Genomic DNA, 22,178 nt, shown 5'->3' on the forward strand with positions numbered 1-22,178 from the left:
CGGGCATGACGCTCGCGCCGTTCGATCTGAACCTGCGGCACCTGCGCGCACTGCCGGTGATCATCGCGCGCGGCAGCATGAGCGCGGCCGCGGATGTCGTGGCGCTGTCGCAGCCCGCGCTGACCCAGGGGCTGGCACGGCTGGAGGAACAGCTTGGCCTGACGCTGTTCGGGCGGCGGCCGGGCGGCGTGGTGCCCACCGCCGAGGGGCGGCTGCTTGCCGAGCGCGTGACGGCGGCCTTCGACGGGCTGGACGCGGCGGCGCGCGCGGCGGCGCCGGGCGGCGGCCGATCGGTCGCGTGCCAGGCGATCACCGCGACGCAGTTGCGCGCCTTCCTGGCGCTGGTGGACGGCGGCAGCTTCGTCGCGGCATCGGCGGCGACCGGGCTGTCGCAGCCGGCGCTCCACCGGGCGGTGCGCGACCTGGGGCGGATATGCGGCGGGCCGCTGGTGGAGCGGAGCGGACGGGGCGTGGCGATCGCCGAGGCCGGGCGGCGGCTGGCGCGCGGGGTGCGCATCGCCGAGCGCGAGATCGAGCTGGCGTTGGCGGAGATCGCCGCCGATCGCGCGCCGCACGGGGACCGGATCGTGGTGGGCGCCATGCCGCTTTCGCGCGCGGAGCTGATCCCGCGCGCGGTGGCGCGGCTGGTGGAGACGGTGCCCGGCGCATCGGTGGATATCGTCGATGGGTCGTGGAGCGAGCTGGTCGAGCTGCTGCGCGATGGCGTGATCGACCTGATGATCGGCGCGTTGCGGCCGGAGCCGCCCGCCGATCTGGAACAGGTGCCGCTGTTCACCTCGCATCTGGTGGTGGTGGCGCGCGCCGGGCATCCGCTGGCCGGAACGCGGCCGCAGCCGGAGGATCTGGCGGCCTATCCCTGGATCGTCGGCCGCCCGGGCACCCCGTTGCGCGCGCGATGGGAGCGGTTGTTCGAGGGGCGGCCGTTGCCCCCGGCGCCGATCGAGTGCGGATCGGTGACCACGATCCGCGGCATCCTGAGCAAGAGCAAGTGCCTCACGCTGCTATCCCCGGACCAGATCGCGCTGGAGACCTCTGCCGGGCTGCTCGAGGCGATCGCCGGCCCCTATCCGCATGTCGAGCGCGAGATCGGCGTCACCACGCGCAAGGGTTCGCGGCCCGGCGCGGTGGGCCGGCGCTTCCTGGCGTTGCTGCACGATGCTGCGGCCGAGCTTGAGCGGGAATGGGTAGGCGGAGGGGGCCCGTTGACAGCGGAATGAACCCCCTCCGCCAAATGCCGGGGCCGAAGCCCCGGCAATCGGGCGAACCTATTGCTTCCCGGCGACCCCATAGGTGACCGCGGCGTTCCGGGTCTTCTGGAAATCGTCGATGCTCATGCCCTTCATCGCCGCATAGATGTGGATGTTGCCCACCCCCGTCACCGCGCCGAGCTTTTCGAGCATGAAGAAGATCACACCATAATGGATCATCCCGATCCAGTCACGCCGCCGGATGAGGCCGCGTTCCTCGTCGGTCAGATCGGCCTGGGCCAGGCATTCCTCCTCATTCTCCTGGAACTGCCGCCGCATTTCGGGCTCGACCAGTGAGTGGAGGAAATGGTTGATGCGATAGCCCTTCACGCTGCGTTCGATGGTGAAGGGATAGGTGCCCTCCAGCTTCTCGATCCCCGCCAGATCGCGGTTCATGCGTGCGGCGAAGGCGGCGTCGCTCTCCGCCGGCTTCTCGTCCGAAGCGTCCTCAAGGATCATGCAGGCGATCGGCGTCATCGACGGCAGGTAATAGGTCTGGTGCAGCTTGGTGACCTTCTCCGCCAGCGCGCCGCGCATCAGCATCCACATCACCACCTCGGCACCTTCCAGCCCGCCCAGTTCGGCGAGCCTGGCGATCGGCGTGTCGATCAGCGATTCCGGATCGTTGGTCAGCCGCTCCATGAACTCCATGTCCCACGGCGTGTTGTTGAACCCGCAGCGCTCGCCATGGACCTGGTGCGAAAGCCCGCCGGTGCCGACGATCGCGACCTTGATGTCCTCCGGATAGCTCTGGATCGCGCGGCGCAGCGCCTTGCCGAACTTCCAGAAACGCTTGGCCGAGGGGATCGGGAACTGCAGCACGCCGCACTGGAGCGGGATCATCCGGACCGGCCAGCCATTCTCGTGCGGCAGCAGCACAGACAGCGGCGAAAACGCGCCGTGATCAAGGTTCTTGCCCTGGAAGTAGGAGAGGTCGAACTCCTCCGCCACCAGCGCCGTGGCGATATGCTGCGCGAACTTCGGATCGCCCTGGATCGGGGGCAGGTCCCGCGGGCCGCCGCCTTCGTCCGCCGGGCCATATTCCGCGCCGATGCCGAGGGCGAAGTGGGAATAATGGTCGGCGAAGAAGGCCGTCATGTGATCGTTGTAGATGTAGAACAGCACATCGGGCTGCTTTTCGGCGAGCCAGGCCTTCACCGGCTCATAGCCTTCGAAGATCGGCTTCCACACGGGATCATCCTGCTTCTTCGCGTCGAGCGCGAAGCCGATGGTGGGTGTGTGCGAGGTGGCTATGCCGCCTACGATAGTTGCCATGGTTCCCCTCCGAATTGCTGCGCGGAATTTCGCACGAAATTAGTATGCAAGGCAAACAATTTTAGGGGCTCGTGGCGCTCCGCCCCCTATCGTGCGACCATCACCTCGAGCAGCGACGGACCGGTCCGCGCGAACAGCGCGACGAGCGCCTCGTCGAGCCCGGCGGGATCGGAAACGCGCGCCGCGGGCAGGCCGTGGCCCTGGGCGAGCGCGCAGAAATCGAGGCCCGGCAGCGCCGTCTCCGCTCCCTGGACGCCGAACTGCTCGCCGAACTGATCGAGAGCGGCATAGCCGCAGTTGTTCACTACGATCACACGCAGATCGAGTGCGTAGCGTGCGGCGGACCACAGCGTCTGGATCGAATACATCATCGATCCGTCGCCGATCAGCGCCAGCGTGGGCCGCCCGGCCACCGCCAGCCCGGCGGCCGCGGGCAGCGCGAAGCCCAGCCCGCCGCTGGCGCAGGCGTGGAAGGTATCGCCCGGGCCGACGCGGAAATGGCGATGGAGCGCCGGGCGCGAACTGGGCGCCTCCTCCGCGATGGCGATCCCGTGCGGGCGCAGCGCCTGGAGCCGCGCGATCAGCAGATCGGAAGTGATCGATCCGCCGGCCGGGGCGGGATAGGAGGGGCGTGGGGCAGGGGGGCCGCGATCCGGTGCGCGTGTGGCGGTCAGCCGCTCGATCGCGGCCGGGATGTCGCCGGTGATCGCCAGCCCCTGCGGCACGCGCGCCGCGAAATCCGGATCGTCGTCGATTAGCACCAGCGCCGCGCCGGGCGGTACCGCCGGGCCAAAGCCCTCGACATGCCAGGTGAAGACCGGCGCGCCGATCACCAGCACCAGGTCGTGGCCCGAAAGCGCTGCCACGATCGGCTCGCGCGCGGCGGGCAGGAAACCCGCGAACAGCGGGTGGTTCTCGTCGATCGTCTCGCGCGCGGCGAAGGGCGCGGCCCATACCGGCGCCTGATGGAGCGAGGCGAGATGCGCCAGAGCGGCCCCCGCGCCGCTGCGCCCCACGCCCGATCCCGCGACGATCACCGGCCGCTCGGCGCGCGCCAGCATCGCCCCGGCCTCGGTCAGCAGCCCCGGATCGGCGTCCAGCCGGGTGCTCACCCTGCGCGGCGCGAGCAGGGTGGAGGGCCGGTCCCAATCGTCCACCGGCACCGATACGAACACCGGCCCGCGCGGCGGCTGCATCGCGACGTGGAAGGCGCGCGCGATCGCCAGCGGCACGTCCTCCGCGCGCGCGGGTTCCACCGCCCATTTGACGAAGGGCTGCGGAAACTCCGTCGGCCGCTCGGCGAACAGAAAGGGCTCGAACGGCAGGATCGAACGCGCCTGCTGGCCGGCCACGATCACCATCGGCGTGCGATTGCGATAGGCGGTGTGGATGTTGCCCAGCGCGTGGCCGACGCCGGCCGAGCTGTGCAGGTTCAGCAGCGCGGGCAGGCCGGTCGCCTGCGCATGGCCGTCCGCCATGCCCGCCACCACGCCTTCCTGAAGGCCCAGCACGTAACGGATGCTCGGGGGCATGTCGCGGAACATCGGCAGCTCGGTCGAGCCCGGGTTGCCGAAGATGGTGTCGATCCCCTGATCCGCCAGAAAGGCGTAGACCGCGTCGCGGACGGTGATCGTGCCCATCGTCAATCGGCCCAGTAGAGGCGCATCGGATTGTCGACGAGCAGCTTCTGCTGGAGCTCCGCGGTGGGCGCGATGCGCGGGATCACGTCCACCAGCCCGCCGTCGTCAGGGATGCGATGCTCCATGTTCGGATGCGGCCAATCGGTGCCCCACAGCGCGCGATCGGCATAATCGGCGACCAGCGGCGCCACCGCGGCGACGAAATCGTCATAGGGTTCGCCCTGGGGCGAGAGCCGGTCGGGGCAGGTGGCCTTGAACCAGATGTCGGGCCGCGAATCGAGCAGCGCGCGGAAGGCGCGCATATCGGCGCCGTCCGGCCCCTGGCTCACGTCCGGGCGGCCCATATGGTCGATCACCAGCGGCACGGGGACGGCGTCCAGGAACGGGCGCAGCTCCTCCAGGATGTCCGCCTCGAAATAGACGACGACGTGCCAGCCCGCGGGCAGCCGCCGGGCGACGTCTAGGAACTTGTCCTTGGGCGCATCGTCCACCAGCCGCTTCAGGAAGTTGAAGCGGATGCCGCGCATGCCGCCCGCATGGAGCAGCGCCAGCTCGGTCTCCGAGATCGCGGGATCCACCACGGCCACGCCGCGCGCCTTTCCGTTCGATCTGGCGATGCCGTTCAGCGTGGCGCTGTTGTCCGTCCCATGGCAGCTCGCCTGGACGATCACGTTGCGTTCGAAGCCCAGCATGTCGCGCAGCGCGAAGAGCTGATCCGGCCCGGCGTCCTGCGGCAGATACTTGGCCTTGGCGCTGAACGGGAAATCGGCCATCGGGCCGAACACATGGCAATGCGCGTCCACCGCGCCCGGCGGCGGCACGAAGCGCGGCTTGGTGGGTTCAAGCGTCCAGCTACGGACGCGGCCAAATTCGTCGGTGCTCATGCGAAAACCTCGCCATCCATCAGCTTGCGCGCGGTGCGCAGCATGCCTGCTTCCACCGGCTGCCCGGCATCGTCCACGGTCACCACGCATTCGGTGACGCCGGTGGGATGCTCGACGCCCAGCGTCTTGGTCCGCCCTTCGGGAACCCGGGCCACCGCCGCGGCCGGGGAGCCTTCGACCAGCGCCGCGGTGGCGACGCTGACCGCGCCGAGCACGCCGATCGAGGCGTGTACGCGATGCGGGATCAGCGATCGGACGGCGATCGCCCCGCCCTCCTTCGGGGGGGCGACGAGCATCATCTTGGGCACGGACTTTTCCGTCACGTCGCCCAGATTCATCATCGGCCCGGCCTTCAGCCGGATCGCCTCCACCTTCGCCTTCATCGCCGCATTGGCGTCCAGCGTGTCGCGGTCCTCATAGCCGGTGACGCCAACGTCGCTGGCCAGGAAGACGACGCAGGGCATGCCGTTGTCGATCAGCGTCACCCGCACCCCGTCGATCTCGTCCACGCCGTTGCCCGTGGGCAGCAGCGCGCCGCAGGAAGAGCCCGCGGTGTCGCGGAAGGCTAGGGGGATCGGTGCCGCGGTGCCGGGAACGCCGCTGATCGCCGCATCGCCTGAATAGGCGGGAACGCCGCCCGGCGTCTGCACCGTGGCGACAGCGACCTGGCCGGTGTTGACCATATAGATGGCCACGCGCGTCTCGCCATCCTGCGCCGCCACCAGCCCGCGCTCGATCGCGAAGGGGCCGACGCCGGCCAGCATGTTGCCGCAGTTCTGGCTGTCCGTAACGATCGGCTGATCGACGAAGACCTGGAGGAACAGGTAATCGACGTCCACGCCCTCGCGATCGGACTTGCGGACCACGGCGACCTTCGACGTGAGCGGATCGGCGCCGCCCATCCCGTCGATCTGGCGCGGATCGGGCGAGCCCATCACGCGCAGCAACAGCGCGTCGCGCGCGGCGGCGTCGTCCGGCAGGTCGTCGGCGAGGAAGAACCCGCCCTTCGACGTGCCGCCGCGCATCCACATGACGCGCGTGCCGTCACTCATATTTGAGACCCAGCTTGGCGAGCGGCTCGCGGAAGCCATAGATGTCCATGCCGGCTTCTCCCTTCAGGAAGCGGGCGCGCTTCTCGGCCTCGTTCGCCTCGCGCGCCTGGGCCTTCTTCAGCACCTCGGGCGCCGCGTCGCGCTTCACCACGCACAGGCCGTCGTCGTCGGCGACGATCACGTCGCCCGGCTCGATCGCCTGGTTGGCGCACACGATCGGCAGGTTGACGTCGCCCAGCGTGCCCTTGATCGTGCCCTGGGCGAACACGCTCTTGGACCAGACGGGGAAGCCCATCTCCTTCAGGTCGCGCACGTCGCGCACGCCCGCCTCGATCACCAGGCCGCGGCAGCCGCGCACCATCGCCTGGGTCGCCAGCAGGTCGCCGAAATAGCCGTCGTCGCACGGGCTGGTGGGGGCCAGCACCAGGATGTCGCCGGGCTGCACCAGTTCCATCGCGACATGCACCATCCAGTTGTCGCCCGGGGGCGCCGAGATGGTGATCGCCGATCCCGCCACGCGCGCGCCGGGCCAGATCGGGCGCATATAGGGCGCCAGCAGGCCGATCCGCCCCTGCGCCTCATGCACCGTCGCCACGCCACAGGCGGCGAGCCCGTCGATCACCTCGGGCGCCGCGCGCGCAATGTTCCGAACCACACGACCCGCCATATTGTCCTCCTGCGGAAAAAGCGCCGGGGAGATAGCCGACCGTTGCGGCGAAGCTCCAATCCGAAATTGGGCATGCCCATAAGCTTATACGATGTTTATGGCAAAGTGGCCGGTTTATGGGGTGTTATCCGCACACTCGCCGTTCTGGAATTCGTAAAATTCAATATGGCGGTCGCGAATTGGATTGGCGGGCGCCGGGGCGGCTGGCCTAAGCATCCGCGCGATGGTGGCAATCGCGTTCATCGGTTTCGGCGAGGCCGGGCAGGCGTTTTCGGGCGGCGCGCCCGCGCGCGGCTATGACCATAAGACAGACGTGCCCGCGCTGCGCGAAGCCAAGCTGGCGGAGTTCGCCGCGGCGGGCGTGCAGGCATGCGGCAGCGCGGCCGAGGCGCTTGCCGGTGCCGGGGCCGTGATCTGCGTGGTCACCGCCGATCAGGCGCTGGAGGCTGCGCGGAGCTGCGCGCCGCTGCTGGCGCCGGGCGCGCTGTGGTTCGACATGAACAGCGTGGCGCCCGAGACGAAGCGTGCCGCCGCCGCCGCGATCGATGCGGCGGGCGGGTGCTATGTGGACACGGCGGTCCTCTCCCCGGTCAATCCGCGCAGGCTGGCGGCGCCGCTGCTGCTGAGCGGCCCCCATGCCGCTGCGGGCGAGGCCGCGCTGAAGGCGGCGGGCTTCACCGGAACGCGCGTGGTGGAAGGGCCGGTGGGCGCCGCATCGGCGATCAAGATGGTGCGTTCGGTGATGGTGAAGGGCATGGAGGCGCTGGCCGCCGAATGCGCCATCGCGGCCGCGCGCGCGGGCGTGACCGATGCGGTGATGGGATCGCTGGGCGGCAGCTTCCCGGGCATCGATTGGCCGGCGCGGACCGATTACTGCCTCGATCGCATGATGGTCCACGGGCTGCGCCGCGCGGCCGAGATGGAGGAAGTGGTCAAGACGCTGGAGGCGCTGGGCGTCGAGCCGGTGATGACCCGCGGCACCGTGATGTGGCAGCGCGCGATCGGCGAGCGCGGGCTGGCCCCGGAGCCGGGCCTGGCGGCCAAGGTCGCCGCGATCGATTCGAACGACAAGGAGCAGGCTGCATGACGCTGGTGATCGACTGCCACGGCCATTACACGACTGCGCCGCCGCAGCACGACCAGTGGCGCGATGCGCAGAAGGCGGCGTTCAAGGCGGGCGAGGCTTTCCCGCCCTATCCCGCGATCAGCGACGACGAGATCCGCGAGACGATCGAGAAGAACCAGCTCAAGCTCATCAAGGAGCGGGGCGCGGACATGACGATCTTCAGCCCGCGCGCGTCCACCATGGCGCCGCATGTGGGCGACGAGAGCGTGGCCACCGAATGGGCGCGCAACGCCAACAACCTGATCGGGCGCGTCTGCGATCTCTATCCCGAGACCTTCATCGGCGTGTGCATGCTGCCGCAGAGCCCGAAGGCGGACATGGCTGGATCGATCGCGGAGCTGGACCGCTGCGTGAACGAGCTGGGCTTCATCGGCTGCAACCTGAACCCCGATCCGGGCGGCGGGCATTTCCAGCATCCGCCGCTCACCGACCGGTTCTGGTATCCCTTCTACGAGAAGATGGTCGAGCTGGACGTGCCGGCGATGATCCACGTCTCCGGAAGCTGCAACCCGGCGATGCACGCCACCGGCGCCTATTACATCGCGGCGGACACCATCGCCTTCATGCAGCTTATCGAGGGCGACCTGTTCAAGGATTTCCCCACGCTGCGCTTCATCATCCCGCATGGCGGCGGCGCGGTGCCCTATCATTGGGGCCGCTATCGCGGGCTGGCGGACATGCTGAAGAAGCCGGCGCTGGACGGGCATCTGATGAACAACGTGTTCTTCGATACCTGCGTCTATCACCAGCCCGGCGTGAACCTGCTGGCCGAGGTGATCGAGACCAAGAACATCCTGTTCGGATCGGAGATGGTGGGCGCGGTGCGCGGCATCGATCCCACCACCGGCCAGTATTTCGACGACACCAAACGCTATGTCGACGCGCTGCCGGTCAGCGCCGAGGCCAAGCATGCGATCTTTGAGGGCAATGCCCGCCGCGTCTTCCCGCGGCTCGACGCCAAGCTGAAGGAGAGGGGGCTATGAGCGGCCCGAAGGACATCCACGAATATCTCGCCGAGTTCGACGACATCCCCGGCACCCGCGTGTTCACCGCGAAGCGCGCGCGCAAGGGATATTGGCTGAACCAGTTCGCGATGAGCCTGATGAAGGCGGAGAACCGCGAACGCTTCAAGGCGGACGAGCGCGCCTATCTCGACGAGTGGGACATGACGGAAGCCGCCAAGCAGGCCGTGCTCGCCCGCGATTACAACGCGATGATCGACGAGGGCGGAAACATCTATTTCCTGTCCAAGCTGTTCTCGACCGACGGCAAGAGCTTTCAGTTCGCCGCGGGTTCGATGACCGGCATGACGCAGGACGAATATGCCCAGATGATGCTGGCGGGCGGCCGTTCGCCGGACGGCCAGCGCTCGATCAAGGAAGGACGCTGACCATGGCGCGTATCACGGCGGGTATCACGTCGAGCCACATTCCCGCGCTCGGCGCCGCGATCCAGACCGGCAAGACCGGCGACGATTACTGGGGCCCGGTGTTCCAGGGCTATCAGTGGGTGAAGGACTGGATCAAGCAGCCCGGGAACATGCCGGACGTGGTGGTGCTGGTCTATAACGACCATGCCTCCGCCTTCGACATGAATATCATCCCCACCTTCGCGATCGGCTGCGCCGAGCGGTTCAAGCCGGCCGACGAGGGCTGGGGCCCGCGCCCCGTGCCCGATGTGATCGGCCACCCGGACCTGGCCTGGCACATCGCGCAGAGCCTGATCCTCGACGAGTTCGACATGACCATCATGAACCAGATGGACGTCGATCATGGCTGCACGGTGCCGCTGTCGATGGTCTTCGGCGAGCCCGAGGAATGGCCGTGCAAGGTGATCCCGCTGCCGGTGAACGTCGTCACCTATCCGCCGCCCTCGGGCAACCGCTGCTGGAAGCTGGGCGAGGCGATCAAGCGCGCGGTGGAAAGCTTCGAGGAGGATCTGAACGTCCAGGTCTGGGGCACGGGCGGCATGAGCCACCAGCTCCAGGGCCCGCGCGCGGGCTTGATCAACAAGGCGTTCGACACCGCGTTCATGGACGATCTGACCGCGAACCCCGATCGCCTGCGCCAGATGCCGCACATCGAATATCTGCGCGAGAGCGGATCGGAGGGGATCGAGCTGGTGATGTGGCTGATCATGCGCGGCGCGCTGGGGCCGAAGGCCAAGGAGATCCACCGTTTCTACCACATCCCGGCGTCGAACACCGCGCTGGGGCAGCTCGTGCTCGAGCCTGCGTGAACCGACACCGGCCCCTCTCCCGCGGGGAGGGGCTCCAGAAGTGACAAGGAGCCCATGATGAAGATCGCGCTCGCCGGTGCCGGCGCCTTTGGCGAGAAGCACCTCGACGGACTGAAGAATATCGACGGCGTCGAGGTGGTCTCGGTCGTCGGAAGGCGGCTGGAGCCGACCCAGGCCGTCGCCGCCAAATACGGCATCCCGCACGCCACCACCGAACTGTCCGAGGCGCTGGAGCAGCCGGGCCTGGACGCGGTGATCCTGTGTACCCCCACCCAGATGCACGCCGCCCAGGCGATCCAGTGCATGGACGCGGGCAAGCATGTGCAGGTGGAGATCCCGCTGTGCGACAGCCTGGCCGATGGCGAGGCTGTGCTGAAGAAGAGCCAGGAGACCGGGCTGGTCTGCATGGCCGGCCACACGCGGCGCTTCAATCCCAGCCACCAGTATATCCACGACAAGATCGTGGCGGGCGACATCGCCGTGCAGCAGATGGACGTCCAGACCTATTTCTTCCGCCGCAAGAACATGAACGCCAAGGGCGAGCCGCGTTCGTGGACCGATCACCTGCTGTGGCACCATGCGGCGCATACGGTGGACCTGTTCGCCTATCAGGCCGGGCCGATCGTGGCGGCCAACGCGGTGCAGGGGCCGATCCATCCGGAGCTGGGCATCGCGATGGACATGTCCATCCAGCTCAAGGCGGAGAGCGGCGCCATCTGCACGCTGTCGCTGAGCTTCAACAACGATGGGCCGCTGGGCACCTTCTTCCGCTATATCTGCGACAACGGCACCTGGATCGCGCGCTATGACGATTTGGTGACCGGCAAGGAGGAGCCAGTCGACCTTTCGCGCGTTGCCGTCTCCAACAACGGCATCGAGCTGCAGGATCGTGAGTTCATCGCCGCCATCCGCGAAGGGCGCGAGCCCAATTCGTCGGTGGCCCAGGTGATGCCCTGCTACCGCATCCTCGACGCGCTGGAGAAACAGTTGGAGGGGTAAGGGATGGCGGATCGCGCCGCGCTGATGCGGGAGTTGGACTTGCTCGAGAAGGTGCAGGCCGATCTCGCGGCGATAGCGGGCCGTGCGGACGACGACCGCCGGCACGATCTGATACGGCTGCGCAAGGCGCTGTCGGATCAGATCTCCGCCGTCGGGCGTGAGGCGGACCAGTTTTTCAGCGGCCTGGGCGATGCCGATTTCGTGCGCGATTTCCGCAACCGCTTCTCCCAGATGCGCTCGGCCGCGGCGCTCCATCAGGCGCGGTGGCCCGCCGTCCGGCTCGGCGAATATGTCGAGGAATATCGCGAGTCCGCGCGGGTGGTGCGGGAGACCAACCGCGCCTTTATCGCCTGGGCGCGATCGGCACTTTCCGCGCTTGTACTCGACCGGCGCTGACGTCAGGGAAGGCGTCGTCCGCCCCAACGGTTTCCAGGAGTATGACCATGCTGCCCACCCGCACGATCGGCCCCTTCACCGTGTCCGCGATCGGGCTGGGGTGCATGAACCTGAGCCACGCCTATGACGTGGCGCCCTCCGCCGAGGACGGTGCGCGGCTGCTGAACCACGCGCTCGACAGCGGGGTGACGCTGCTCGACACCGCTGCGCTCTATGGCAGCGGCAACAACGAACGGCTGCTGGCCCAGGCGGTGATGCACCGGCGCGGCGAATTCACGCTGGCCAGCAAGTGCGTGCTCGACCTGATCGACGGCCAGCGCGTGCTGGACGGCCGGCCGGAGACGATCTCCGCCTCGCTCGATCGCTCGCTCCAGCGGCTGGGGACCGATCACATCGACCTCTATTACATGCACCGGCTGGACCGGAAGGTGCCGATCGAGGATTCGATGGGCGCGCTGGTGCGGGCGAAGGAGGCGGGCAAGATCGGCGCGATCGGCCTTTCGGAGATGGGCGCGGCCAGCATCCGGCGCGCGCATGCCGTGCATCCGGTGGCGGCGGTGCAGAACGAATATTCGCCCACCTCGCGCAACGTGGAAATCGCGGTGATGGACGCCTGCCGCGAGTTGGGGATCGCGCTGGTCGCCTTCTCGCCGCTGGCGCGCGGGCTGCTGGCGGGTTCGGTGCGCAGCGACGATTACCGGGACGGCGACATCCGCAAGGCGATGCCGCGCTTCAACGGCGCGAATCTGGCGCACAATCTGAACGCCGTGGACCGGTTCGTCGCGCTGGCGGGAGAGACCGGATGTACGCCGGCGCAGCTCGTGCTCGCCTGGGTGTTGTCGCGCGGGCCGAATGTCGTGCCGATCCCCGGCACGCGCAGCATCGCCCATCTGGACGACGATCTGGGCGCGCTGAAGGTGACGATCACGCCAGAGCTGACTGCCGCGATCGACGCGATCTTCGCCCCCGGCGCGATCCGCGGTGCGCGCTATCCGGCACTCCAGCAGACGCAGATCGATACCGAGACCTTCCCGGACGAGGAACTGGCCTGAGCCGCACGGCGGTTGGCCTATTGCGCCACCGTCTCCGCAATCTGCAGCAGCGCGTCGGCAAGGGCATCCGGCGCCGACAGGAACGGGCTGTGATCCGCCTCCAGCGAACGCACGCTGGCGCAGGGCTGCATCGCCTGCATCGCGCGCTGGTCGGCGATCGGGATCGTGCGGTCGTGCAGGCATTCGATATAGTGGCGCGGAACGCTGCCGTAGCGCTCCGGTGTAAGCATCAGCGGCGTGCCGCGTGGGCCGTTCGGCTCGCCCGCCAGCCGCGTCATGGCGTCTGCGGCGGCATCGGGCGGGCTTAGCTGGGCGAACACCGGGATCGCGTGGGCGGTGTCGATCGTGCTGTAGCCGGGGCCGGGGCGAATGATCGCGTCGAACGCCGGATTGGGTACCTGCCGCGCCTTCCAGTCGGCGCGCGACATGCCCGGCGGGATCAGCATCGCGCAGATGTAGACGCTCGCGTCGATCGCCTCCGGCGTCGTCTCGGCGGCCTGGCTGACGACGATGCCGCCGCGGCTGTGGCCGCACAGGATCACCTTGCCCGGCCGCGCGGCGCGGCACAGCGCGGCGGCGAAATCGCCCCACTGCGCCAGCGTCGGCGCGGCGGTGCCCATGCCGGGCAGGTCGGGGGCGACGAGTGCGTGGCCGGCGCCCTCGATCCGCGCGCGCAGCGGCTCGAAGCTCCAGCCGCCGTGCCAGGCGCCGTGGATCATCACGAAAGTGGTCATGCGCCGCCCGCTAGCATCCGGGCCGGTTTCATATCCATCCGCAATGCCTCCAATTGCCCTGCCGGCGTGTCCGCCGGTTCAAACCGTGATCACCGTCTTGCCGAACAGGTCCGGCGATATCGCATGGCGATAGGCTTCCTTCGCCGCATCGAAGGCGAAGGTGGCGCCGATCACCGGCTTGATCCCGTTGACGTCGATCGCGCGGTTCAGCGCCGCGGCCATCGCCCCCGATCCGACGAAGATGCCGCGGATGCTGGCGCCCTTCATCATCAGCCCGTGCGGCTGGGTGTCGCCGCGCGTCATCACGCCGATCAGTGCCACCTCGCCGCCGAAGCCGACCGCCGCGATCGACTGGTTGATCGTGCCGGTGCCGCCCACCTCCACGACATGATCGATGCCGCCGCCAGCGATCCGCGCGGCCTCTGCGCCCCATTCGGGGATCGCCTTGTAGTTGATCGTGGCGTCCGCCCCCATCGCCCGGGCGCGCTCCAGCTTGGCGTCCGATCCCGATGTGGCGATGACGAAGGCGCCCGCCGCCTTGGCGATCTGGAGCGCGAGCATCGAAACGCCGCCCGTGCCGAGTACCAGCACGCTGCGGCCCGGCCCCACATGCTTCGGCCCCTCCATCAGCGCATGCCAGGCGGTGACGCCCGCGCAGGGCAGGGTGGCGGCCTGATCGAAGCTGAGCGAGGCGGCGATATGCGTCACGCCGCGTTCGGGCAGCAGGACATATTCGGCCAGCATGCCATGCGCCGGCGGCGCGCCGAGCGCGGGGCCGGCGGCCGGATTGGGCGGCCCTTCCAGCCAGTTCTGGAAGAACAGCCCGGCGACGCGGTCCCCCGCCTTGAAGCGGGTGACGCCGGGGCCGGTGGACACCACCTCGCCCGCGCCATCGGACAGCGGGATCAGGTCCTGCTGGATCACGCCGCCGAAATAGTTGCCGGTCACCACCGCCTGGTCGCGATAGTTGAGCGAGCAGGCGCGCACCCGGATCAACACTTCGCCGGCGCCGGGAATAGGGGTGGGAAGCTCGACCAGATGCAGGTCGTCGAGCGACTTCGCGCCCTTGCCGAGCTGCCACGCCTTCATGCGCTTCCCCTCCTTGTTGCGCCGGAGACTGCGCGCGCGGAAGATTGTTTGCAAGTCATACGATCCGGCCGGCGCCACGCATTGGGCCGCCGCGGACGATACGCCTCCGCGGCGGCCCCCCGGGATGGGATCAGGTATAGATCAGCGCGTCCAGCGCCACCGCGCCCTTGGGATAGGCGACGACGGGGTTCAGATCGATCTCGCGGATGCCCGGCGTGCCCATCAGCACGCGGCCCAGCGCGGTCACCACTCCGGCCACCGCGTCCACATCCACCGCGGGCGACCCGCGCCATCCGTCCATCAGCGCCGCGCTCTTCAGCTTGCGCAGCTCGGCGACGATCGCGTCGTGCGGCAGGCCGGGCTCGATCAGGCGGACGTCCTTCAGCACCTCCGCCTGCACGCCGCCGAAGCCGACCAGGATCACCGGGCCCCAGTCCGCGTCGTTGCGCGCGCCGATGATGAACTCCAGCCCGCGCTCGCCCATGCCCTCGATCAGCATGCCGTCCAGCTTCAGGCCGGGCGAATAGGCCTCGACCGAGGCCTCCATCGCGGTCCAGGCCGCTTCCAGCGCGGCATCGTCGGCGATGTTCAGCTTCACGCCGCCCGCGTCGCTCTTGTGGCTGAGCGCGGCGGCCTGGGCCTTGAGCACTACCGGATAGCCGACCTCCGCCGCAGCGGCCTTGCCCTCGGCGAGGGTCGCCGCGAAGCGGCCGCGCGGGAAGGAAATGCCGGCCTCTGCCAGCAGCGCCTTCGACCGGTATTCGGGGATAGCGCCGCCGCCCACGGGCAGGTCGAGCGCCACCGGCGCCTGTCCGTCGGTCGCCGCGATCCCGGCGCCTGCCAGCCGCGCGATGGCCCGGAACGCGCGGTCGGCGGTTGGGAAATAGGGCACGCCCATCCGGCGCAGCTCGGCGATCGGTTCGGCGGGCACCTCGGCGCCTTCGTCGAGGCCTGCGTAGATCACCGGCTTGGTGCGCTCCAGGCCGGAGAGTGTCTCCAGGATCGGCGGGAACTTGCGCATCGCCGTCTTGGGCTCGGTCTGGATGATCGCGATGACGATGCTGGAGATCGCCGGATCGGCCAGCAGCGGCTCCAGCGTGCGGCGATAGATGCCGGGATCGACCAGCGCCTGCGCGGTAAGGTCGAGCGGATTGGAGACCTCGATGAAATCCGGCATCGCCGCGCGCAGCGCCGCATGTGTCTCCGCGCCGAACCGGGGGAGCGGCAGGCCGATGCCGTCGCACAGGTCGAGCGTCAGCGCCTTGAACGCGCCCGATTCCGCCAGCACCACGGTGCCGCCCGCCGGCACGCGCCCTGCGCGCAGGGCGATGTCGGTCGCGTCGCCCAGCTCCTCCAGATTCTCGACCACGGTTACGCCCGCGGCGGTCACCTTCACGCGCATCACGTCCCAGTCGCCGGCCATCGCGCCGGTGTGGGTCGCGGCGCTCTCGCGCGCGGCGGCGCTGCGGCCGGGGTGGAGCAGCACGATCGGCTTGCCCGCCTGCGCCGCGCGGCGCGCGAGCTCCAGGAAGCGGCCCGCGTCGCGGAACTGCTCGATGATCAGCGCGATCACCTGGGTGTGCGGATCGTCGATCAGGTAATCGATATAGTCCTCGGCCCCGCTCGCTGCCTCGTTGCCGGTCGAGACCGAGACGGAGACGCCCAGCCCCTTGGCATGGAGCGTCGTGGCCAGCACCACCGCCATCGCGCCCGATTGCGATACGATGCCCACGCCCGGTCGGCCGCCCAGCGGATCGCCCGGCATCTCGATGAAGCTCAGCGCCACGCCGTCAACCAGGTTGGTGAGGCCCAGGCAGTTCGGCCCTTCCACCACCATCCCCGCCTCGTGCGCGATCCGCGCGAGCGCGCGTTGCGCCGCCTTGCCCTCTTCGCCGCCCTCGCCGAAGCCGGCGGAGAAGATCACCGCCGATCCCACCTTGCGCTTCGCCAGCGCCTCCACCGTGGCCAGCACGGCGGGGCCGGGGATCGCCAGCACGGCGGCGTCCACACCCTCCGGCAGGTCGTCGATCGACTTGAGGCAGGGGCGGTCGCCGATGCGGTCGCGGTTGGGGTTGATCAGGTGGATGTCGCCGCTGAAGCCGCGATCGAGCAGGTTCTGCAGGCACGATGCGCCGAGCGCGCCCGGCTTGTCCGAAGCGCCCACGATCGCGACCGAGCGCGGGCTGAGGAGCCGCCGCACCTGGGCGGTGGTGAATCGTGCGGGCTTCATCTGTCCTCCCGATGCCCCTCCCCGAAACGGAGAGGGTAGGGGTGGGTTGCTGTCCATGGGCGTTCCGGCTTGTGGAGGCCCACCCGCCCCCAAGCCCCTCCTTTCCGGGGAGGGGAGCCCGGTATCGCCGGCCGGTTCAGGCCTTCTGCTTGTTCAGATCGTATGCGCCCAGGCCGGGCTTGAAGCTCTTCTCGTCGATGAACTGACGGGTGGCTTCCTTGCGGCCGTGCGCGTCGAAGCTGTTGGCGGCCTCCTGCGCGCGGATCAGATAATCCTCGGCATTGTCATAGGTCATCTCGCGCACGCGGCGCACCGCGTCCTTGGTCGCCTTCAGCGCCACGGCGTTCTTGGCCAGCAGCACATTGGCCACCTCGGTCACGCGCTCCTTCAGCTTGTCGCCAGGCAGCGCCTCGTTCACCAGGCCCCATTCGGCGGCCTGGGTGCCGGTCAGGTTCTCGCCCATCATCGCGTGATACATCGCCTTGCGGAACGAGAGCAGCTCGGCCGCGACCTTCGATGCGCCGCCGCCGGGCAGGATGCCCCAGTTGATCTCCGAAAGGCCGAACTGCGCGTCCTCCGCCGCGAACGCCAGGTCGCAGGAGAACAGCGGGCCATAGCCGCCGCCGAAGCACCATCCATTGACCATCGCGATCGTCGGCTTGTGATACCAGCGCAGCCGTTCCCACCAGCTATAGGCCTGGCGCTGAGCCTTGCGCGTCGCCCACAGGCCCTTCTGCTCGTTTTCCCGGAAATACTCCTTCAGGTCCATGCCGGCGGACCAGGCGGTGCCCTCGCCGGTGAGCACCAGCACGCCCACGTCCTCGCGGAACTCCAGGCTCTCGATCACTTCGAGCATCTCCTGGTTCAGCGTCGGGCTCATGCAGTTGCGCTTGTCGGGGCGGTTGAACTTCACCCAGGCGATGCGGTCGACGACCTCGTAGGCGACGGTTCCCTTGGGGCTGGTCTCGGTCATGCGGCTTCCCGTTCTATGCGAAGAAATGGCTTCGGATCGGAGAGCCTTCGCCCTGCGCCGGCCCGCGATCGAAAGCGGCCGGAGGCGCCGTCGCGTCCCTCTCCTTAGCTATGTCGCATAGCAACGTTGATTGCTATGTTCAATAGCGGTAGGGTCCGGAAATGAACGGGGAAGAGGAAGGCGCCGGTACGGGCGGGTTGCGCGATCCGCTCGCCGGCAACCTGGGATACCAGATGCGCCGCGCGTCGGCGCTGGTGATGGCGCGTTTCGGCGAAGCGCTGGCCGAACTGGACCTTCGCGTGGCCGAGGCGTCGATCCTGATGGTCCTCGACGCCAATCCGGGCGCGACGCAGAGCGGCGTCGGCCGCCTGCTGGGCATCCAGCGTGCGAACATGGCGCCGCTGATCACCGCGCTGGAGCGCCGCGGCCTGATCGCCCGTGCCGATACCGACGGCCGCGCCCAGCCGCTGAAGCTTACCGGAACCGGCAAGGCGCTGGCGGCGCAGGTGCGCGCGAAATCGGACGGCGAGGAGGCGTGGCTGGCGGAATCGCTGGACGCGCAGACCATCGCGGCGATGACCGCGGCGCTGCGGCGGCTGCGCGTGGCGGGATGACAGGGCTTGCATCGAGTTGACAATCCGCATGTACTGTCGGAGAATTTTCAAATATTATGTGGCATTCTTCTGTGATTCGCGGATGTGGCTATGCGTAATATGTGTGTTCGCTATTCTGTCCGATCCGCGGCAATGTTTGGCATGATCGGCATTCTCGCCGCTACGGGATTTCCGGCGCAGGCGCAGGGAATTGCGGACTTTCCGTTCTTCCGGAACGTCTGGCAGAATGTCGGGCCCCAGGCGTTTCCGGAAGGAATGCGCAATCCGGCGGAGCTTCATGCATCCTTTCGGGCGGAACGCCGCGAGGCGGCGTGGGCCGATGGCGCGGAGCGGCGCATTGTCGGCGATCTGGCGGCGCTCGATGTCGGAACGATCGCGGAGAAGCAGGTCTCCTGCAGGCGTTCGATCTGCGAGGTGCTGTTCCTGGTGAACCGGTCATCGCTCCCCGCCGCCGGGAACGCGGACGAACGTTTCAACGACGCGCTGTCGGGCACGATCGACGGGCTCGCCGCCGGCCTGGGCAAGAAGGCGACCTTCGCGATCACGAACGGGACGGATCAGCCGATGATCGGCGTTGCCCTGTATCTCCACGATTAGGGCAGGGTGCATTCAATCTGACCCGCTCGCCCTGAGCTTGTCGAAGGGCGCCTGGCCGCTTGCGATACGCCCGTGGAGACCGCCCTTCGACAAGCTCAGGGCGAACGGACGGGGGAATGGATGCCGCTCCTGCCCGGCCGCGTCCTAGCCCGCCTTCGCCGCCGCCCGCTCCCGCAGGATGGCGAAGGCGCGGGCGGCGACCGGATCGAGCCCAGCCGGATCGGCGTAGATCGCCGCCTTCATCCGCGGATCCCAGTAGAGTTGGATATGCTCGGCGGTTTCGCGTGCGGCCTCCTCGTCGCCCAGGACGGCAAGGTTCCGGGCGATCTGGTTGGCCATATAGACCAGGTGCTCGTGCGTGCCGCCGCTCATTCGGCGGGTTCCACGTCATGCTCGATGCGGCGCGAGCGCTCGCTCAGCGCCTCATACTCCTCCTGCCATTCGGTCGGGCCGTTGGAGGCCGCCACCTGCACCGCCGTCACCTTGTATTCGGGGCAGTTGGTGGCCCAGTCCGAATAGTCGGTGGTGATGACGTTGGCCTGTGTCGCGGGGTGGTGGAAGGTGGTATAGACCACACCGGGGGCCACGCGATCGGTGATCTTCACGCGCAGCGTCGTCTCGCCCGCGCGCGATGCCAGCCGCGCCCAGTCGCCATCCTTCAGCCCGCGGTCCTCGGCATCCACCGGGTGCATCTCCAGCAGGTCTTCCGGATGCCACACCACGTTGCCGGTGCGCCGCGTCTGCGCGCCGACATTATAGTGGGTCAGGATACGCCCCGTGGTGAGCAGCAGCGGGAAGCGCGGGCCGGTCTTCTCGTCGGTGGGGATATAGTCGGTCACGACGAACTTGCCCTTGCCGCGCACGAAGCCGTCGATGTGCATCACGGGCGTGCCGATCGCGAGCGTCTTGTCCGTCACCGGCCACTGCATCGATCCGAGTTCGTCGAGCTTGGCGAAGCTGACGCCCGCGAAGGTGGGGGTCAGCCGCGCGATCTCGTCCATGATCTGCGACGGATGGGTGTAGTTCCAGCCCAGGCCCAGCGCGTTGGCGAGATTCTGCGTCACCTCCCAGTCGGCCAGGCCGTTGAGCGGGCTCATCACCTTGCGGACGAGCTGGATGCGGCGCTCGGCGTTGGTGAAGGTGCCGTCCTTTTCCAGGAAGGTCGATCCGGGCAGGAAGATGTGCGCGTAGTTCGCGGTTTCGTTGAGGAACAGGTCTTGCACGATCACGCATTCCATCGCGGCGAGGCCCGCGGAGACATGCTTGGTGTTCGGATCGGACTGGAGGATGTCCTCGCCCTGGACGTAGAGCGCCTTGAAGGTGCCGTCCACGGCGGCATCGAGCATGTTGGGGATGCGCAGGCCCGGCTCCGGGTCCAGCGTGACGCCCCAATCATCCTCGAACAGCTTGCGCGCGGCGGCGTCCGAGATGTGGCGATAGCCGGACAGCTCGTGCGGGAAGCTGCCCATGTCGCACGCGCCCTGGACGTTGTTCTGGCCCCGGAGCGGGTTCACGCCCACGCCCTCGCGCCCGATGTTGCCGGTCGCCATCGCCAGGTTGGCGATCGCCATCACCGTGGACGATCCCTGGCTGTGCTCGGTCACGCCCAGGCCGTAATAGATCGCGCCGTTGCCGCCGGTGGCATAGAGGCGGGCGGCCGCGCGCAGTTCCTCCGGATCGACGGTGGTGACCGGCTGGAGCGCCTCGGGCGAGTTCTTCGGCTGGGAGACGAAGTCCGCCCATTCGCGATATTCGTCCCAATCGCAGCGTTCGCGGATGAAATCCTCGTCGGCCAGCCCCTCGGTCACGATCACATGCGCCATCGCGGTCAGCACCGCCACGTTGGTGCCCGGGCGCAGCGGCAGGTGGTGCTCGGCCTGGATGTGCGGCGAACGCACCATGTCGATGCGGCGCGGATCGACGACGATCAGCTTGGCGCCCTGGCGCAGCCGCCGCTTCATGCGGCTGGCGAAGACGGGGTGGCCGTCGGTGGGGTTCGCGCCGATGATCAGGATCACGTCGGCCTGCATCACGCTGTCGAAATCCTGCGTGCCCGCGCTGGTGCCGAAGGTGGTCTTCAGCCCATAGCCGGTCGGCGAGTGGCAGACGCGGGCGCAGGTATCGACGTTGTTGTTGCCGAAGCCCGCGCGGATCAGCTTCTGGACGAGGAATGTCTCCTCGTTGGTGCAGCGGCTGGAGGTGATGCCGCCCACCGAATCCTTGCCGTATTTGGCCTGGATGCGCCGGATCTCGCTCGCGGCATGGGCGAAGGCTTCGTCCCAGCTCACCTCGCGCCAGGGCTGGTCGATGCTCTCGCGGATCATCGGGTTGAGGATGCGTTCCTTGTGGTTCGCATAGCCCCAGGCGAAGCGGCCCTTGACGCAGCTATGGCCGCGGTTGGCCTTGCCGTCCTTCCACGGCACCATGCGGACGAGCTGCTCGCCGCGCATCTCCGCGCGGAAGGTGCAGCCGACGCCGCAATAGGCGCAGGTGGTGACCACCGCGCGCTCCGGCGTGCCGATCTCCACCACCGCGCGCTCGGTCAGCGTCGCGGTGGGGCAGGCCTGGACGCAGGCGCCGCACGACACGCATTCGGAGGACAGGAAATCGTCGCTGGCCATGCCCGGCGACACCTTCGACCCGAAGCCGCGCCCGTCGATGGTGAGCGCGAGCGTTCCCTGAACCTCGTCGCAGGCGCGCACGCAGCGCGAGCAGACGATGCACTTGCTGGGATCGAAATCGAAATAGGGGTTGGAGAGGTCCTTCGCCTGGCCCAGGTGGCTGGCGCCCTCATAGCCATAGCGCACGTCGCGCAGGCCGACCGCGCCGGCCTGGTCCTGCAACTCGCAATCGCCGTTGGCCGCGCAGGTGAGGCAATCGAGCGGGTGATCGGAGATGTAGAGCTCCATCACGCCCTTGCGCAGTTTCTGGAGCTGCGGGGTCTGGGTATGGACGACCATGCCGTTCTCCACCGGCGTGGTGCAGGACGCCGGCGTGCCGCGGCGGCCGTCGATCTCCACCAGGCACAGGCGGCACGATCCGAACTGCTTCAGGCTGTCGGTGGCGCACAGCTTGGGGATGGAGGTGCCGATCTCCGCCGCCGCGCGCATCACGGTCGTGCCCGCGGGCACGCTGGTCTCGCGGCCGTCGATCGTCAGCGTTACGGTTTCGCCGGAATGGCTCTCGGGCGTGCCGAAATCGGGTTGGCGCTGATAGGTCATGACAATTCTCCAATCCTCCCCCGGAGGGGGAGGGGGACCGTCCGGAGGACGGTGGAGGGGTACCCTCCACGGGCGGCACGAATGGGGGCGGCTACCCCTCCACCAAGCTGCGCTTGGGCATCT

The 22,178-nt window shown here is 68.5% G+C and carries 21 protein-coding genes; 10 read left to right on the forward strand and 11 right to left on the reverse strand.

The genetic code is table 11. From position 1 onward, the window contains the following. Positions 1–5: 5 nt before the first annotated feature. Entirely contained in the window at positions 6–1,238 is a 1,233-nt protein-coding gene (locus OM513_RS06270) for a LysR family transcriptional regulator (RefSeq protein WP_264943293.1), read from the forward strand. A 48-nt stretch (positions 1,239–1,286) separates the two neighbouring features. Here OM513_RS06270 and OM513_RS06275 read toward each other — a convergent pair whose 3' ends face one another. The 5 genes from OM513_RS06275 to ligK all read right to left on the reverse strand — a co-directional run bounded on the left by OM513_RS06275 (position 1,287) and on the right by ligK (position 6,786). Further along, positions 1,287–2,543, reverse strand: a complete 1,257-nt coding sequence (locus OM513_RS06275) for a gallate dioxygenase (RefSeq protein ID WP_264943294.1) — start codon at positions 2,541–2,543, stop codon at positions 1,287–1,289. A gap of 86 nt (positions 2,544–2,629) precedes the next feature. Then, the gene (gene mdlC / locus OM513_RS06280) at positions 2,630–4,183 is read right to left on the reverse strand and encodes a benzoylformate decarboxylase (RefSeq protein ID WP_264943295.1); all 1,554 of its coding nucleotides are present in this window, start codon (positions 4,181–4,183) and stop codon (positions 2,630–2,632) included. A gap of 2 nt (positions 4,184–4,185) precedes the next feature. Further along, the gene (locus OM513_RS06285) at positions 4,186–5,067 is read right to left on the reverse strand and encodes an amidohydrolase family protein (protein WP_264943296.1); all 882 of its coding nucleotides are present in this window, start codon (positions 5,065–5,067) and stop codon (positions 4,186–4,188) included. After that, positions 5,064–6,119 carry a 4-oxalomesaconate tautomerase gene (locus tag OM513_RS06290; RefSeq protein WP_264943297.1) on the reverse strand — a complete coding sequence of 352 codons (1,056 nt, stop codon included), beginning with the start codon at positions 6,117–6,119 and terminating at the stop codon, positions 5,064–5,066. The genes OM513_RS06285 and OM513_RS06290 overlap by 4 nt, the downstream gene beginning before the upstream one ends. After that, positions 6,112–6,786: a 4-carboxy-4-hydroxy-2-oxoadipate aldolase/oxaloacetate decarboxylase gene (gene ligK, locus OM513_RS06295; RefSeq protein WP_264943298.1), complete on the reverse strand. Its 675-nt coding sequence runs from the start codon at positions 6,784–6,786 to the stop codon at positions 6,112–6,114. The genes OM513_RS06290 and ligK overlap by 8 nt, the downstream gene beginning before the upstream one ends. Positions 6,787–7,009: 223 nt before the next feature. On the opposite strand from ligK, the gene OM513_RS06300 reads away from it, so the two are divergent. From OM513_RS06300 to OM513_RS06330, 7 genes are read left to right on the forward strand one after another with little or no spacing between them, the layout of a single operon-like run. Next, entirely contained in the window at positions 7,010–7,873 is an 864-nt protein-coding gene (locus tag OM513_RS06300; RefSeq protein ID WP_264943299.1) for an NAD(P)-dependent oxidoreductase, read from the forward strand. Then, complete coding sequence (locus OM513_RS06305) at positions 7,870–8,895, forward strand: amidohydrolase family protein (protein WP_264943300.1); 1,026 nt, start codon at positions 7,870–7,872, stop codon at positions 8,893–8,895. Before OM513_RS06300 ends, OM513_RS06305 begins: the two co-directional genes overlap by 4 nt. Next, complete coding sequence (gene ligA / locus OM513_RS06310) at positions 8,892–9,302, forward strand: protocatechuate 4,5-dioxygenase subunit alpha (protein ID WP_264943301.1); 411 nt, start codon at positions 8,892–8,894, stop codon at positions 9,300–9,302. Before OM513_RS06305 ends, ligA begins: the two co-directional genes overlap by 4 nt. Before the next feature lie 2 nt (positions 9,303–9,304). Beyond that, positions 9,305–10,150 (forward strand): class III extradiol dioxygenase subunit beta, encoded by an 846-nt coding sequence (locus tag OM513_RS06315; protein WP_264943302.1) that lies wholly within the window; start codon positions 9,305–9,307, stop codon positions 10,148–10,150. A gap of 57 nt (positions 10,151–10,207) precedes the next feature. Then, positions 10,208–11,149 carry a Gfo/Idh/MocA family oxidoreductase gene (locus OM513_RS06320; protein WP_264943303.1) on the forward strand — a complete coding sequence of 314 codons (942 nt, stop codon included), beginning with the start codon at positions 10,208–10,210 and terminating at the stop codon, positions 11,147–11,149. Between the two features lie 3 nt (positions 11,150–11,152). Continuing rightward, on the forward strand, positions 11,153–11,545 hold the full coding sequence (locus OM513_RS06325) for a hypothetical protein (protein ID WP_264943304.1): 393 nt from the start codon (positions 11,153–11,155) through the stop codon (positions 11,543–11,545). A gap of 41 nt (positions 11,546–11,586) precedes the next feature. Further along, positions 11,587–12,597 carry an aldo/keto reductase gene (locus OM513_RS06330; protein ID WP_264943305.1) on the forward strand — a complete coding sequence of 337 codons (1,011 nt, stop codon included), beginning with the start codon at positions 11,587–11,589 and terminating at the stop codon, positions 12,595–12,597. Positions 12,598–12,614: 17 nt separating this feature from the next. Here the strand turns inward: OM513_RS06330 and OM513_RS06335 are convergent, their stop codons facing one another. The 4 genes from OM513_RS06335 to OM513_RS06350 form a co-directional block, all read right to left on the reverse strand. After that, positions 12,615–13,331, reverse strand: coding sequence for an alpha/beta fold hydrolase (locus OM513_RS06335; RefSeq protein WP_264943306.1), 717 nt, complete (start codon positions 13,329–13,331; stop codon positions 12,615–12,617). Positions 13,332–13,409: 78 nt separating this feature from the next. After that, positions 13,410–14,420, reverse strand: coding sequence for a zinc-dependent alcohol dehydrogenase family protein (locus OM513_RS06340; protein WP_264943307.1), 1,011 nt, complete (start codon positions 14,418–14,420; stop codon positions 13,410–13,412). 130 nt (positions 14,421–14,550) lie between these two features. After that, the gene (locus tag OM513_RS06345) at positions 14,551–16,650 is read right to left on the reverse strand and encodes an acetate--CoA ligase family protein (protein ID WP_264943308.1); all 2,100 of its coding nucleotides are present in this window, start codon (positions 16,648–16,650) and stop codon (positions 14,551–14,553) included. A 136-nt stretch (positions 16,651–16,786) separates the two neighbouring features. Next, positions 16,787–17,623 carry a p-hydroxycinnamoyl CoA hydratase/lyase gene (locus tag OM513_RS06350; protein WP_264943309.1) on the reverse strand — a complete coding sequence of 279 codons (837 nt, stop codon included), beginning with the start codon at positions 17,621–17,623 and terminating at the stop codon, positions 16,787–16,789. 161 nt (positions 17,624–17,784) lie between these two features. Between OM513_RS06350 and OM513_RS06355 the strand changes: the two genes are divergently transcribed. Continuing rightward, on the forward strand, positions 17,785–18,237 hold the full coding sequence (locus OM513_RS06355) for a MarR family winged helix-turn-helix transcriptional regulator (RefSeq protein WP_264943310.1): 453 nt from the start codon (positions 17,785–17,787) through the stop codon (positions 18,235–18,237). 255 nt (positions 18,238–18,492) lie between these two features. Further along, complete coding sequence (locus OM513_RS06360) at positions 18,493–18,834, forward strand: hypothetical protein (RefSeq protein WP_264943311.1); 342 nt, start codon at positions 18,493–18,495, stop codon at positions 18,832–18,834. A gap of 144 nt (positions 18,835–18,978) precedes the next feature. Here the strand turns inward: OM513_RS06360 and OM513_RS06365 are convergent, their stop codons facing one another. Both OM513_RS06365 and fdhF read right to left on the reverse strand, forming a co-directional pair. Next, positions 18,979–19,206: a formate dehydrogenase subunit delta gene (locus tag OM513_RS06365; RefSeq protein WP_264943312.1), complete on the reverse strand. Its 228-nt coding sequence runs from the start codon at positions 19,204–19,206 to the stop codon at positions 18,979–18,981. Beyond that, positions 19,203–22,055 (reverse strand): formate dehydrogenase subunit alpha, encoded by a 2,853-nt coding sequence (gene fdhF, locus OM513_RS06370; RefSeq protein WP_264943313.1) that lies wholly within the window; start codon positions 22,053–22,055, stop codon positions 19,203–19,205. Before fdhF ends, OM513_RS06365 begins: the two co-directional genes overlap by 4 nt. Between the last annotated feature and the right edge of the window lie 123 nt (positions 22,056–22,178).

Origin of the sequence: Sphingomonas canadensis (assembly GCF_026013525.1) — a bacterium.
Classification (GTDB): domain Bacteria; phylum Pseudomonadota; class Alphaproteobacteria; order Sphingomonadales; family Sphingomonadaceae; genus Sphingomonas; species Sphingomonas canadensis.